This is a genomic window from Rhodococcus sp. BS-15 (assembly GCF_000813105.1).
Taxonomy (GTDB): Bacteria; Actinomycetota; Actinomycetes; order Mycobacteriales; family Mycobacteriaceae; genus Rhodococcoides.
Map to the genome: position 1 here is coordinate 1 of NZ_BAOX01000108.1, position 14,245 is coordinate 14,245.

The 14,245-nt window shown below is 65.2% G+C and carries 12 protein-coding genes and 3 pseudogenes; 8 read left to right on the top strand and 7 right to left on the bottom strand.

What is annotated here, in order from left to right:
* Positions 1-262: 262 nt before the first annotated feature.
* Positions 263-927: pseudogene (locus RHBS_RS13970) on the bottom strand (hypothetical protein); the annotation flags it as partial.
* A gap of 94 nt (positions 928-1,021) precedes the next feature.
* A complete protein-coding gene (locus RHBS_RS29030) occupies positions 1,022-1,294 on the bottom strand; it encodes a DUF5666 domain-containing protein (RefSeq protein ID WP_187298492.1) in 273 nt (90 codons plus the stop codon).
* 8 nt (positions 1,295-1,302) lie between these two features.
* On the opposite strand from RHBS_RS29030, the gene RHBS_RS29035 reads away from it, so the two are divergent.
* Positions 1,303-1,566 (top strand): hypothetical protein, encoded by a 264-nt coding sequence (locus RHBS_RS29035; RefSeq protein WP_187298493.1) that lies wholly within the window; start codon positions 1,303-1,305, stop codon positions 1,564-1,566.
* 14 nt (positions 1,567-1,580) lie between these two features.
* Positions 1,581-1,937, top strand: a complete 357-nt coding sequence (locus tag RHBS_RS29040; RefSeq protein WP_187298494.1) for a hypothetical protein — start codon at positions 1,581-1,583, stop codon at positions 1,935-1,937.
* Positions 1,938-2,098: 161 nt separating this feature from the next.
* Here the strand turns inward: RHBS_RS29040 and clpB are convergent, their stop codons facing one another.
* Entirely contained in the window at positions 2,099-4,645 is a 2,547-nt protein-coding gene (gene clpB, locus RHBS_RS13980; protein WP_121872184.1) for an ATP-dependent chaperone ClpB, read from the bottom strand.
* Positions 4,646-4,832: 187 nt separating this feature from the next.
* Between clpB and RHBS_RS13985 the strand changes: the two genes are divergently transcribed.
* Positions 4,833-5,996 (top strand): globin domain-containing protein, encoded by a 1,164-nt coding sequence (locus RHBS_RS13985; protein ID WP_128645849.1) that lies wholly within the window; start codon positions 4,833-4,835, stop codon positions 5,994-5,996.
* Positions 5,997-6,018: 22 nt separating this feature from the next.
* Here RHBS_RS13985 and RHBS_RS13990 read toward each other — a convergent pair whose 3' ends face one another.
* Positions 6,019-6,690 (bottom strand): hypothetical protein, encoded by a 672-nt coding sequence (locus RHBS_RS13990; RefSeq protein ID WP_128645850.1) that lies wholly within the window; start codon positions 6,688-6,690, stop codon positions 6,019-6,021.
* Between the two features lie 292 nt (positions 6,691-6,982).
* Here RHBS_RS13990 and RHBS_RS13995 point away from each other — a divergent pair, with 292 nt between their 5' ends.
* Positions 6,983-7,402, top strand: a complete 420-nt coding sequence (locus RHBS_RS13995; RefSeq protein WP_128645851.1) for a helix-turn-helix domain-containing protein — start codon at positions 6,983-6,985, stop codon at positions 7,400-7,402.
* Here the strand turns inward: RHBS_RS13995 and RHBS_RS14000 are convergent.
* Positions 7,399-7,713, bottom strand: a complete 315-nt coding sequence (locus RHBS_RS14000) for a DUF2277 domain-containing protein (protein ID WP_128645852.1) — start codon at positions 7,711-7,713, stop codon at positions 7,399-7,401. The two genes, RHBS_RS13995 and RHBS_RS14000, sit on opposite strands and share 4 nt — an antisense overlap.
* A gap of 22 nt (positions 7,714-7,735) precedes the next feature.
* A complete protein-coding gene (locus RHBS_RS14005) occupies positions 7,736-8,311 on the bottom strand; it encodes a TetR/AcrR family transcriptional regulator (RefSeq protein ID WP_128645853.1) in 576 nt (191 codons plus the stop codon).
* Between the two features lie 88 nt (positions 8,312-8,399).
* Between RHBS_RS14005 and RHBS_RS14010 the strand changes: the two genes are divergently transcribed.
* Positions 8,400-9,797 carry a cytochrome P450 gene (locus tag RHBS_RS14010; protein WP_128645854.1) on the top strand — a complete coding sequence of 466 codons (1,398 nt, stop codon included), beginning with the start codon at positions 8,400-8,402 and terminating at the stop codon, positions 9,795-9,797.
* Here RHBS_RS14010 and dinB read toward each other — a convergent pair.
* Positions 9,798-10,986, bottom strand: a pseudogene (dinB, locus tag RHBS_RS31530) (DNA polymerase IV). It abuts the gene before it with no gap.
* A gap of 166 nt (positions 10,987-11,152) precedes the next feature.
* Here dinB and RHBS_RS14020 point away from each other — a divergent pair.
* From RHBS_RS14020 to RHBS_RS29745, 3 genes and pseudogenes are all read left to right on the top strand, one after another.
* The gene (locus tag RHBS_RS14020; RefSeq protein ID WP_128645855.1) at positions 11,153-13,384 is read left to right on the top strand and encodes a bifunctional diguanylate cyclase/phosphodiesterase; all 2,232 of its coding nucleotides are present in this window, start codon (positions 11,153-11,155) and stop codon (positions 13,382-13,384) included.
* A gap of 52 nt (positions 13,385-13,436) precedes the next feature.
* The gene (bluB, locus tag RHBS_RS14025) at positions 13,437-14,057 is read left to right on the top strand and encodes a 5,6-dimethylbenzimidazole synthase (protein ID WP_183130469.1); all 621 of its coding nucleotides are present in this window, start codon (positions 13,437-13,439) and stop codon (positions 14,055-14,057) included.
* Positions 14,054-14,245 (top strand): annotated as a pseudogene (locus RHBS_RS29745) (hypothetical protein); the annotation flags it as partial. The gene bluB and the pseudogene RHBS_RS29745, both read left to right, overlap by 4 nt.

Sequence of the window (14,245 nt, forward strand, 5' to 3'; positions counted from 1 at the left end):
ATCGGGCTCGGTGGACGAGGCCTACGTCCCGGCTCCTGCGGACGCGGATCCTGGCTGCGGGGCTCCTGGTACGGGGTTCCTGGGTACGGGGCTCGGCTACCCGAGGTGGACGAACCCGCGACTCGGGCGTCTCGGGCGCAGCGGCTCTCGGCTCGGCAACACGCGGCTCCGGGCTTCGAATCGCCTGGATACGAGGTTCCGCCACGCGAGGCTGGGGATTCTGCGACATGCGCGCCTGCTGAGTGTGCGCCTCCTGCACCAGTGGTCTACCGGGATCGCTCCGATCACGGCCGGGATCGCCGGGGCGAGAGCCGTAGACAGCGCTTCCGCGCACCGGGGGCAGCACATGCAACATGCCCGACAGTCGCGCGACCGCGTCGATCGCGGCATCCCAATCGCGACCGGCACTGCTGAGCGGCAGAGATCCCAGCGTCCAGTCCTTCTCGCTCCACAGCAGCTGCAGATTCGCCGGGATGGACTCGGTGAACGCAGCCATCCGCTGGTCGCAGACGCGCCGAGCGATATCGACGTCGGTGGCGAACACCACACGCGGCCGATGGAGCCGAGCAGTTCCATGTCCTCGTCGCGCGGCGGTGGCGTCGACCTGGGCCGAAGGTCGATGTCGACATCGGAACCGACCGAGCGCTGCACGGCCACGATCGTGCCCGTCTCCTCGACGTCGAAGAGAACGAACTCCTCACCACGCCGAACGCCGGTCACCACTCCGAGGGCCACGTCGAACTCGGGCTTGGACAGGGCAGCGCGAGAGAACCGAGTGACCAGTTCTCGATCGTGCGGCCGATACTCGTATCCCTGAGCCTTGGCCCACATCTGCCGTACACGTCCGGACTGATCTCGCTTGGACCTGTCGACGTAGAGCAGCGCCACTGCACCCATCAGTGCAATTGCCGCAAGGCCGAACCACATTGCCGTCATCGCGAACCACCTTAATCGACATCAACACCTGCGCCGCCCACCACCGCCGGGTCCTGTGAACGGTCCCTACGACAGCTCGGGTTGCCTATCCACCGAGACTGGGCGTTTCGATGATGACGTTCGCGCGAATCGTTCCGTCCTCGACGGCCTCGCCCTGCACAACGACGAAAGCACCGACGGTCAGCGACGCCAGATCGCTACCGGACAGCGAGATTATCTGGGTCTGGGGTGTGGTCTGCACCGTCACCGGAGCGCCGTCGAGGCCGTCGAGCGTCAGAGTCGAACCGTCGTTGACGGTGATCGTTCCCACCGACGAACCGAGCTGCCCGAGAATCTCGGGGATTCCACCCGGGATCAACTCGGGGGGTGGTGGCCGCGCCCGATTCGGTGGGCTGCGGCGTGGTCGTGGGCGCACTGGAGCTGGGCGGCCGGATCGAGGTCGACGGCCCGGTGGCCGTGGTTTCGGGCTCGTCCGATCCCCCGCTCAGGAAGGAAATTCCGAACACCACGACGATGGCGAGGACAACGAGTCCGATGAGCGCCAGAACCCACGGCCGTGGACCCTTGCTGCCGGAATCAGCGGCGTTCGGTTCATCGGTGGGAGGCGGAGCGCCGTACTCCGGCGGCTGACCGAATTGCCCCGTGTGACCGAACTGCTGAGTGTGACCGTACTGCTGGGGCTGGCCGTACTGCTGGGGCTGTCCGTACTGAGCAGTGTCGTACCCCGGGGCCTGGCCGTACTCCGGCGGCTGGCCGTACTGCTGGGTCTGGCCGTAGGCCTGATTCGCCGCCGCCTGATGCTCGGGGTCGTACGGCGGAAATGCCTGCGTGGGCTGATACCCCTGCGGATAGGCCTGTGGGTCGGGATTCTGGTAGGCCGAATTCTGGTAGGCCGGGTTCTGATACGCCTGCGTCGGATATGCCTCGGTGGGGTGAGCGCCGTCGGGGTAGTTCTGGGCCTCGGGGTCCGGCCGACCGTAGTCCTGGGTCGGCTCGGATGACTCCGTCTGGCGTGCCGCGTCCTGATCGCGTTCTCGAGGTGTCCGCGGGTCGTCCGGATTCGTCATTCCACGAGCGTACCTACCCGGTACATCCCAGCTGAAGGCACAAAACAGGCCCGCACGAGCAGTGCTCGTGCGGGCCTGTTCACGAAATACCGCGGCTAGCCCAGGATGAGGCGATCGCCGTCAGGAGTTACGTTGACCGACACCACATCGCCGTCGTGGACCTCGCCGGCGAGCAACAGCTTCGCCAGTTGATCTCCGATGGCCTGCTGGATCAGTCGACGCAGCGGCCGCGCTCCGTACAGCGGGTCGTAGCCGCGCACCGCGAGCCACATCTTCGCCGGCGACGACACGTCAAGCGTCAGGCGACGAGCCGCCAGACGCTTGGCGAGGAAGCCGAGCTGGATGTCGACGATCGACTCGAGTTGATCCTCGGACAACGCGTCGAACACCACCACGTCGTCGAGTCGGTTGACGAACTCGGGCTTGAACGACCGCCGCACCGCGTCCATCACCTGCTCCTTGGTACCGCCGGCACCGAGGTTGGAGGTGAGGATCAGGATCGTGTTGCGGAAGTCGACGGTTCGGCCCTGGCCGTCGGTGAGCCGGCCTTCGTCCAACACTGCGAGCAGGATGTCGAACACGTCGGGGTGCGCCTTCTCGACCTCGTCGAAGAGCACCACCGTGTACGGACGCCTGCGCACCGCCTCGGTCAGCTGGCCACCGGCCTCGTACCCGACATAGCCCGGAGGTGCACCGACGAGCCGAGCGACGGCATGCTTCTCGCTGTACTCGCTCATGTCGATGCGCACCATCGCGCGTTCGTCGTCGAACAAGAACTCCGCCAACGCTTTCGCCAGCTCGGTCTTGCCGACGCCGGTGGGTCCGAGGAACAGGAACGATCCCGTCGGACGGTTGGGATCGGCCACTCCGGCGCGGGAGCGTCGGACGGCGTCGGACACCGCTTGTACTGCGTCCTTCTGACCGACGACTCGCTTGCCGAGCTCGTCTTCCATGCGGAGGAGCTTGGCGGTCTCGCCCTCGAGCATCCGGCCCGCGGGGATTCCGGTCCAGGCCGCGACGACGTCGGCGACGTCGTCCGGTCCCACTTCTTCCTTGAGCATCACGTCGCCCTGAGCCGGCGAGGCATCGGTCTTGGCGGCGAGCTCCTTCTCGAGAGTCGGGATACGTCCGTAGCGCAGCTCGGCGGCCTTGCCCAGATCGCCGTCGCGTTCGGCGCGGTCGGATTCGCCGCGCAGGTTCTCGAGCTCCTCCTTGAGGACGCGCACCGAGTCGATGGCGTTCTTCTCGTTCTGCCAGCGTGTGCTGAGTCCGGCGAGCTTCTCCTGCAGATCGGCGAGCTCCTGGCGGAGCTTGTCGAGCCGAGCCTTCGACGCGTCGTCGGTCTCCTTCGCCAGGGCCATCTCCTCGATTTCGAGGCGACGGACGGCGCGTTCGACCTCGTCGATCTCGACGGGGCGAGAGTCGATCTCCATCCGCAGACGGGACGCGGCCTCGTCGACCAGGTCGATGGCCTTGTCCGGCAGGAACCGGGCGGTGATGTACCGGTCGCTGAGCGTGGCGGCGGCGACCAGGGCGGAGTCCGTGATCCGGACGCCGTGGTGCACCTCGTAGCGTTCCTTGAGTCCGCGCAGGATGCCGACCGTGTCCTCGACCGACGGCTCACCGACGTAGACCTGCTGGAAGCGTCGTTCGAGCGCAGCGTCCTTCTCGATGTACTTGCGGTACTCCTCGAGGGTCGTCGCACCGACGAGGCGCAGTTCGCCGCGGGCGAGCATCGGCTTGATCATGTTGCCCGCGTCCATTGCCGATTCACCGGTCGCGCCTGCTCCGACGATGGTGTGCAGCTCGTCGATGAACGTGATCACCTGGCCTGCGGAGTTCTTGATGTCGTCGAGCACGGCCTTGAGCCGTTCCTCGAACTCACCGCGGAACTTCGCGCCCGCGACCATGGAACCGAGGTCGAGGGAGACGACGGTCTTGCCGCGCAGGCTCTCCGGAACATCGCCGGCGATGACGCGCTGAGCGAGTCCTTCGACGATGGCCGTCTTGCCGACGCCTGGTTCGCCGATGAGCACCGGGTTGTTCTTGGTGCGCCGTGAGAGAACCTGCACCACGCGCCTGATCTCGGTGTCGCGGCCGATGACGGGATCGAGCTTGCCTGCTCGGGCCAGCGCGGTCAGGTCGGTGCTGTACTTCTCCAGCGCCTGGTAGGTGTTCTCGGGATCTGCGCTGGTGACCCGGGCGCTGCCCCGGACGGCCTGGAAGGCGTCGCGCAGCTCGTTCGGTCCGGCTCCGTGGCCGGTCAGGAGCTTGGCGACATCGTCGCTGCCGGTCGCCAACCCCACCATGATGTGTTCGGTGGAGACGAACTCGTCGTCGAGTTCGGTGGCCAGGTGCTGTGCGGCGGTGATCGCGGCGAGGGTTTCACGGCCGAGTTGCGGAGTGGTGGTCGAACCGGATGCCGAGGGCATGCGGTCGACGAGGTTCTGCGCTTCTCGACGCACCGTTGCAGGGTCGACGCCGACGGCCTTCAGCAAGGGTGTGGCGATGCCGTCGGTCTGATCGAGCAACGCCACCAACAAATGTGCCGGACGAATATCCGGGTTACCGGCCGCGGATGCGGCCTGCAGAGCAGCGGAAAGTGCTGCCTGCGACTTCGTGGTGGGAGTGAAACTGTCCACCGGTCACCTTCTTTCTCGGATCGGTTCTTGCCTGTCGCTGGGTACAACCATAGACAAGTTGAGTCTGTTCCGCTCAACCTTGTTTTTCTCCACATTCGGCGAAATGCGGGATATCCTCGATCGGTCTACTTTGGTGACGGTCGATGGTGTGTCATCGGCAGTGATTCGGTGGGGTGGAGGTGGATCGATGCTCGACGCGCGCACGATCTCCCTGGTTCGCACCGGATTCAAATCCGTCGTGGCCGCTCAGGACGGCCCGGCGCGACTGTCCCGGTCCTTCTACGGGCATCTCTTCGCCGAGCACCCCGACTTCCGAGCCCTGTTCCCCGCGTCGATGGATGCGTTGCGCGAACACTTCGTCATGGCACTCGGATACGTCTTCGAGCATCTCGACGACCCCGACCGCGTCGAACCGTTCCTCGAGCAGCTCGGCCGGGACCACCGCAAGCACGGGATCTCGGGCGCGCATTTCCGTGCCGGCAGCTCGGCTCTGATCAGCGCGTTCCGCACCTTCGCCGGCAACGAGGTATGGACCGACGAGGTCGAGACCGCCTGGAACGACGCGCTCACCGTCGTCAGCAATGCGATGGCCGTCGCCGCCGACAACGACGAACTGCCGCCGTTCTGGAGTGCCACCGTCGTCGAACATCATCGGCTTCTCGACGACCTCGCGGTGGTGCGATTGAAGACCGACGGCGAAATCCCGTACTTTCCCGGGCAGTACGTCAGTGTGCAGATTCCGCAGCGGCCCAAGCTGTGGCGATACCTGTCCCCTGCCATCCCCAGCAATCCCTACGGCGAGATCGAGTTCCATGTTCGACGCGTCTCCGGGGGCTGGGTGTCGCCGGCGATGGTCACCGAAACCGCCGTGGGTGATCGCTGGTCCATCAGTCCGCCGCTGGGCGGGATGCATGTCGACCGCGCGATCCGCGAGGACGTGCTGATGATCGCGGGAGGCACCGGCCTGGCTCCGCTGCGTGCGCAGGTGATGGAGATGGCGCAGCGCAGCAACAATCCGCGGGTGCATCTGTTCGTCAGTGGGACGTATCCGTGCGACCTCTACGATCTGGACACTCTGTGGCAGTTGTCGCTGTCGAACCCGTGGCTGACGGTCGTTCCGGTGACCGAGGAGCTCGAGAATCCGTGGTGGTTTTCGGGCACACCTCGCGAACTACCGTGGGGCATGCACCACCGTCTGCACGGCGCGGTGGGCAAGGTGGTGACCCAGTTCGGCTCGTGGGCCGATCGGCAGATTCAGATCTGCGGGTCGCCGTCGATGGTACGGACGACGAGTTACGCTCTCCGCAAGGTCGGCACGCCGATGGAGCACATTCAGCACGATCCGTTCTGAATCACTGTGCGCTGCAAAGTAATCAGCTCGACAGAGATCTCGGCGGCAGATCCTCGACGATTCCGCCCGCCACCAAGCGGGGAGTCCACGTCTCGGTGATGAGCCGACCGTCTCCGGTGATGATCGCGTCGGGATCCGGGTCGATCAGGATGGGGAATCCGGTGTCCGCTGTGGCCCGAATGTTCTGTACCAGTACGCCGTTCTCGATGGTGTAGTGCACGCGCACCGGTTGCAGGTCGGAGTCGAAAGCCCAAGGGCGACCGATGAATATCACCGCACGTTCGCCTTCGTCGAGCACCGAGACCGAACCGTCGTGTTCGAGACGCAGACTCCACTGCGGCGGCATCGACGTTCTGAATTCGAACCTGCGCGGTGCCCGCGCATCGAGAAGATGGATCATCAACAACGCGCCGTCCCGTGGATCGCGTTGCGGCACAATCACTTCGTACGAATCGCATTCGTAGAACCTGGACCCGAACGGCCCTGGGATACCTGCGCCGAGATCGTCTGCGATGGCGAGTTCGAGCCGAACGAACCCGGAGCCGTCCTCGGCCCGGAGCATGATTCCCTCGGACGGGTGCGGCATGGGCGACTCGTCCCGCGGCGCGTAGGACAGCACTGCGCGCAGCAATGGCTCGACCACCTCCGCGTCACCGTCTCGTGAATCGAACGTTCGTCGTTGACGACCGGTCATCTCCACCCCCTTCGCCTGGCAAGACAGTCTGCCACCGAGGCTCGGATCAGGTGTCCGATTCTGCGGAAAAGCATTCGTTCGATGCAGTTCCCGGGGCACCCGGCTGCGCCGATTCGGCGCCGCACTGCGCCCAACGCATGAAACCGATCAGTACGATTTTCGGATCAATTCCTGCAGGTCAGCCACGGTTCGCCGGAATCATGGCAGCGGCTACTATGAGCCGGTTCGGTCCGCGGCGGACCGATCTGCCCGGGTGGGCAGCGGCTGTATCAGGAAGGCACACACATCCCCGATGTCCGCTGATTTCGCCGCACGTCTGAACCATCTGTTCTCCACGATCCACCCGCCCGGACGCAAGCCACACACCAATGCCGAGGTCGCCGACGCGCTCGCCCTGCGCGGGCACCAGATCTCCAAGCCGTACATCTCGCAACTACGGTCGGGGCAGCGCGCCAATCCGTCCGCGGACACCGTGGCGGCGCTGGCTGCGTTCTTCAAGGTCAAGTCCGACTACTTCTTCGACAACATCTATGCGTCGAAGGTCGATCACGACCTCGAACTGCTCACCCAACTGCAGGGATACGGTCTACGCCGCCTGTCCGCCCGGGCATTCGACCTGTCCGAGGAATCCCAGAACCTGCTCAGCTCGATGGCCGAGAAGCTCCGCGTGAGCGAAGGACTTCCCGCGGTGCCGCCGGACAGCACCCTCTAGGACCCAGCTTTCTGAGCTGATATGGGTCGTTCCGCAGGCTCCACTCCCGCGGCCGCGATTCGCGCCTGCACTTCGGGACGCCTCAGTGGCGGCACCGTGGGCGGCGGCTGACGCCGCTCCGGGAGCGCATCGAGGAGCCGGTGCGTCGTTGCCGTGACCTCGGCGACGGCCAACTCGAAGGCGGCACGGGTGGCGTCGGACGTCTTCTGCACGCCACTGATCTTGCGGACGTACTGACGCGCGGCCGCTTCGATCTCCTCGTCGGTGGCGTGGGGTTCCAAGCCTCGCAGGGTGGTGATGTTTCGGCACATGCGTCGACGATAACCCCGCAGGTCACACCTCGAGAAGACCTGCCACGGCACGTAGACATACCGCACGAACCTGCTCTCGGTCGAGAGTTCTGCGCTCCACCCAGTCCAGACACACCGCTCGCACGAAGGCCACCCACCCGCGCAGCGCGATGCGGATCATTTCGTCGTCGCGAAATTCCGCGGGCAGAGCAGCCAGGATCCGCTCCTGCTGGATCTCGAACTCACGCGTGAGGATGTCGTCGATTCGGCGATCTCCCAGCAGGGACCCGCGGTTGACGGCTCGGACGCCGTGCGCGTGCTCGTCGGTGTAGGAGATGTAGGCGTCGAGCCCGGCGGCGATCTGCTCGAGGATCGGAAGCGAGGTGTCCGGTGCGGTGAGGTCGAGGTTTCGCTCGGATTCGGTGCGCACGATCTCGACGAAGAACTCCCGCTTGGACGGGAAGTAGTGGTACATCAACCCACGTGAGACGCCCGCGAGATCGGCGACCTCCTCGATCCACACGTCCTCGTAGGGCCGCTCGGCGAACAGTGCCGAGCCGATCTCGAGTAGTTGCAAACGCCGTTGCGCCGGCGTCATCCGCTTGCGAGGTGTGGTCATGGGCCTCGAACTTTACTTGACACGAGTTCAACAGTGAGTACCGTCACTATTGCACACCGATTCAACAAGCCGAAACCATGGAGTGGCGATGTCGACAGAGGTCGCGGTACGAAACGGCGCTCTACCGCATCCCCCGTACCGAATTCCCGTGCTCGGCGACCTCGTCGGCGTCGACCCGCGCACCCCGGTTCAAGATTCGACCGCGATGGCAGGCCGCCTCGGCCCGATGTTCGAGCGGAACGTCCTCGGCCGGCGCTTCGTCTTCGCCTCCGGTGCCGACGTGGTGGGCGAGCTGTGCGACGAGAAGCGCTTCGAGAAGTTTCTGCCCCCGGGAGTCGAGAATCTGCGCGACATCGGGGCCGACGGGCTGTTCACCGCCTACAACCACGAGCCGAACTGGCAACGCGCCCACGACCTTCTACGTCCGGCGTTCATCGCCGGCGCCATGCGCGGCTACCACGAGATCATGGTCGACGTCGCCGACGATCTTGTTCGGCATTGGGAAGGCCGCTCACGCGCAGGCGCAACGACCGACGTGTCCTCGGACATGACGAAGCTGGCGCTCGAGACCATCGGTCGCACCGGATTCAGTTACACCTTCGGCTCGTTCGAGCGAACCGAGCCGCATCCGTTCGTCTCCGCCATGGTCGGCGCACTGACGTACAACCAGCGGCGTGCGTTGCTGAAGATCCCAGCGTTCACCAAGCCCCTGTTCGCCCGATCCGATCGCAAGTACGCACACAACAAGCAGTATCTGGCCGACGTCCTCACAGATGTCGTCCGGACCAGACGCCGGTCCACCGAAGAATTCCACGACCTGCTGCAGATCATGATGGACGCGGCACGTGAGGTCGACAATCCGAATGCGTTGAGCGAAGCCAACATCGGCTACCAGATCCTGACGTTCCTGATCGCCGGGCACGAGACCACCTCCGGTGCATTGTCGTTCGCGCTGTACTACCTGGCGACACATCCGGAGGTCTTCGAGCGGGCCCGCGCCGAGGTCGACGAGGTGTGGGGTGCGGAAAAGCCGGAGTTCGGGCAGGTCCCCAAGCTGAGGTACGTCCGCCGAGTCCTCGACGAATCACTGCGCCTGTGGCCGACGGTTCCTGCGTTCGGGCGAGGAGCGCGGGCCGAGACCACCGTCGGTGACGGCTACCGAATGGCGGCCGGGGACTGGGCGATCGTGCTGGTGACGGCCCTGCATCGCGATTCGGTGTGGGGCGATCGGCCCGGTGAGTTCGACCCGGACAACTTTCTACCCGACCGCATCAGAGCCAGACCGGCTCATGTCTACAAGCCCTTCGGCACCGGTGAACGCGCCTGCATCGGAAGGCAATTCGCCATTCACGAAGCGGTCCTGGTACTCGGAACGATTCTCCAGCGTTTCGATCTGCGAGCCGACCCGTCGTACAACCTGCAGGTCGTGGAACGACTGACCATGATGCCCACTGGCTTTCGGGTGCAACCGACGATACGAGCGTAGTCAGTCCGGCAACAGCGGAACCGAGATTCCCGGATCGCGGCCGAGCAGCACCCCACGAGTGAGCGAGGTGGATCCGAACTTCTTGTGTACCCCGTCGAGCGCGCGGTCGAGAGCCGACGCCTCGGGCGGCGTCCGCACCGACTGGGCGTCGAACTGCAACTCGAGCTGTTCCGCTCCGCCCTTGTCGATACTCGAAACGGTGACACCGACGAGGGTGATGCCCTTCTCCGCGATCAGCGGTGCCGCCTCGCGGAGCAGTTCGAGTGCGGCGTCCAGGATGTCTCGGGTGTCGGCCGTCGCGCGATCGAGTGTGTGCGAGCGGGTGGCGCGGGTGAAGTCGGCAAAACGCAACCGCAACATGACGGTCCGACCGGTTCGCTGCGCCCCGCGCATCCGGTGCGTGACGCGATCGACGAGCCCGATCAACGACGCCTCCACCTCGCCGCGTCGTGCCTACCGCGTCCGAGTGCTCGCTGTGCGCCGATGGAACTACGCGACTTCCCTGGTTGGACGCGCCGCGGATCCCGGCCCATGGCCAGCGCGTACAGGTGGGCGCCCGCACCCTTGCCGAGCACCGAGGCCAACGACCGCTCGCCGTAGGCTGCGATATCCCCGACGGTCCTGATGTCGAGGACGTGCAGCTTCTCGGCGGTCACTTTGCCGACACCCCACAGCCTTTCGATGTTCAGAGGATGCAGGAACTCGAGCTCGCCGCCGGGGGGAACGAGAAGCAGTCCGTCGGGCTTGGCGAATGCGCTGGCCACCTTCGCCAGGAATTTGGTGGTCGCGATCCCGACGGTGATGGGCAGCCCCACCTGCTCGGCGACGTCCCGTCGCAGTTGTTCCCCGATCGAGGCGGCGCTGCCCGCAATCTTCTGCAACCCGCCGACGTCGAGAAATGCCTCGTCGATGGAGATGCCCTCCACCAGCGGGGTGGTGTCGTGGAAGACGTCGAACACGTCCTTGCTCGCCTGCGAGTACGCCTCCATGCGAGGGGGGGACCACGATGGCCTGCGGGCACACCGCGCGGGCCTGCCCGCCGCTCATCGCCGTGCGCACCCCGAAGGCTTTGGCCTCGTAGCTGGCGGCGAGCACCACTCCCCCCGCCGACGATGACCGGCTTTCCGCGCAACCGAGGGTCGTCGCGCTGCTCCACCGAGGCATAGAAGGAGTCGAGATCGGCGTGCATGATGCTCGCCAAATTCCGATTGTTCGACTCCACGAAACTATGCTCGCACGTGCTTCCGACACTCCTCCATGCACAACCCGAGCAATCAGGGTGGACGAAGTGACCCAGATCACCGAGTGTGCCATTGTTGAAGCCGTCGGATCGGCGTGAACGGCTGGAGAAAATCGTGACGGCCTGGTGGCGGTGGTACGCAGTGCTCGGCGCATTCGGCTGCGCCGCCTACTTCGTGGTCCCGACGACCGTCTGGGGCCAGTCGGTCTTCGTTCTCGTCGGGGCCTCCGCCGTCGCCGCCACCGTCATCGGCACCAGAATGCACCGGCCACGCAACCGAACAGCGTGGCTGGCCATCGCCGCAGGTACCGCCCTGTGGGTGATCGGCGACATCGCCTACGAGTGGATCCACATCACCCGGGGCAGCGTCCCGTATCCGTCGCTGGCAGACGCCTTCTATCTCGTCGGGTATCCGGTCTACGGTTTCGGCTTGTTTCTCCTCGCTCGACACAAGTGGCGAGCGAGTGAGCGCGGCCATGTCGCCAACAGCGCCATCGTCATGGTCGCGTTCGGCCTGCTCACCTGGGTGTTCGCCGTGCAGCCGTCACTCGGCGAAGAGGGTATATCCGGAATCGCCGGTCTGGTCGAGGTCGCGTACCCCGCGATGGACATTTTCCTGCTGGGACTGCTGGCCCACTTCGTCGGCTCACGGCAATGGCGAGCCCTGTCCTATCGACTGCTCACCGTGGCCGTTGCGCTGCTCGTCGTCACCGACACCGTGAACAACTTCGCGATGGCCTCGGATTCCTCGTCCGACCGGTCTCTGTTCGACGTCGGATGGACCATCTCCTATGTCCTGATCGGCGTCGCAGCCCTCCACCCGTCCATGCGGCGCATCACCAACCCGAACATCGAATCCGACGCCCATCTGATGGCGTCGTTCACCACTCCCACGGTCGTCGTGTTGACCGCGGCCACCCTGACCGCGCCGATCGTGATGTTCATCGAAGTCGTTCGCGACGAGCCGATCGCCCAATGGGGATGGGCGGTGCTGCTGTGCGCACTTGCATTGGTGGTGCTGGTGATGTTTCGCATCACGGATCTGCTGCGGTTGTTGCACACCCAGACCGTCCAGCTACGTGCCGTCGCCGATACCGATCACCTCACCGGCCTGGCCAACCTGCGCGCCCTCGAACATCGACTCTGGGGCAATGCGGGTGAATCGACTTTGCTGACCGTCGATATCGACCGATTCAAGGAGATCAACGACACCTTCGGACGCGGCCTCGGCGACCAGGTCCTCGTGGTGGTCGCCGAGCGCCTTCGCGGCGTCGCCGACGACTCGATTCTGTTGGCGCGCTTGGCCGGTGACGAGTTCGCTCTGTGTGGGGCATCGGAATCGATGGACCCGGTCGCATTGGCACACGAGATTCAGCTCCGGTTCGCCACACCCTTCGAGGTGGGGAACATGACCCTGCTGATCGAAGCGAGCGTCGGCGTCGCGACGAATTCTCCGGCCGGCGACGGTGAGGACGAGACGACACCCGATCGCCTCGTGCAGCGAGCCGACCTCGCCGTCCAGACCGCGAAAGCCGCTCAGTCGCGCGTCGCGTACTACGACCGGTCGATGGACCGGGACAAGAGCGAGCAACTCATCATGCTCGGCGAACTCACCACAGCACTCGAAACGGATCAACTGCGACTGCACTATCAGCCGCAGGTCGACCTCACGACGATGACCGTCGTCGGAGTGGAGGCACTGCTGCGGTGGCATCACCCCAACGGCGTGGTCCTGTCCCCCAGCGTATTCCTGCCCACCGCCGAACGCACCGGACTGATCCGGCCGTTGACGAGCTACGTCCTCACCCACGCCCTAGCCCAACGCGAGCAGTGGATGTCCGAGGGACTCGAGTTGAGCATCGCCGTCAACATCTCGACCCGCAATCTGTTCGACGACACCCTCATCGGGCAGGTGTGCACGGCGCTGAAGGAATTCGCCTGCCCACCTGGCCGATTGACCTTGGAAGTGACCGAGACGTCGGCGATGACCGACCCGGTGGGCGCGACCGAGAGCCTGTCGATATTGCATGCGATGGGTGTGCAAGTTGCCATCGACGACTACGGCACGGGCTACAGCTCTCTCGCGTACATCGAGCGGCTACCGGTACAGGAGTTGAAGATCGACCGCACCTTCATCGGCGGCATGGCGCACAACCCAGCGCATGCAGCCATCGTGCGATCGACCGTCGAACTCGCCCGTACGCTGGGATTGTCGGTCACGGCAGAGGGAGTGGAGGACGAGGTGACGATGACGGCGTTGCGCGAGCTACGGTGCGGACGAGCTCAGGGTTACCACCTCGGCCGGCCCACCTCGCAGACCGACTGCCCGCCCTGGTCGCCGAACTGAACGCACGGCTGAATACTGCTACAGGAGAACGGATATCATGACCGAGGCAGCCCTGTCGGTGTACGCCGCGATCAGATCTCGCCGCGACGTCCGCGCCGAGTTCGACGGCACCGTCGTCGACGACGAGACTCTGCGCCGAATCCTCGGAGCGGCGCATCAGGCCCCGAGCGTCGGCAACACCCAGCCCTGGGACTTCGTGGTCGTCCGCAAGCCCGACACTCTGAGCGCATTCGCCGCCCACGTGGCCGGTTGCCGACAGGACTTCGCGGACAAGCTGGACGCCGAACGCCGAAAGACGTTCGACCCCATCCGTATCGAGGGAATCGAGACGAGCGGAACCGGCGTGGTCGTCACCTACGATCCGAACCGTGGAGGACGGTACGTCCTCGGCCGTGACACCGTCGACGACACCGGACTGTTCTCCGCCGTACTTGCCATCGAAAACCTGTGGCTCGCAGCGATAGCCGAGAACGTCGGCGTCGGCTGGGTCTCGTTCTACGACGAGGCATACCTCACCGAACTGCTCGACATCCCCGCACCGGTCCGGCCGATCGCCTGGCTGTGTGTCGGCCCGGTCGAATCGTTCCAGGAGGTACCCGATCTGGAGCGCTTCGGTTGGCGCACCCGGCGTCCCCTCGACGACGCCCTGCACTTCGAGCAGTACCGCCGATGAGGGCGCGTCTGGTTGCCGTGGCCACTGCCTGCCTGCTCGTGGCCGGCTGCTCTACTGCCGGATCGCCTACCGAACCGTCCACTCCACCGACCACTCCGGCGGCCGAGCCCGCACAGGCTCCGGATGCTGCCGACCCGATCGGTACGGTCGTTCCACTTCCGGGCGCTCCCGAGGGTGTTGTGGTGGGG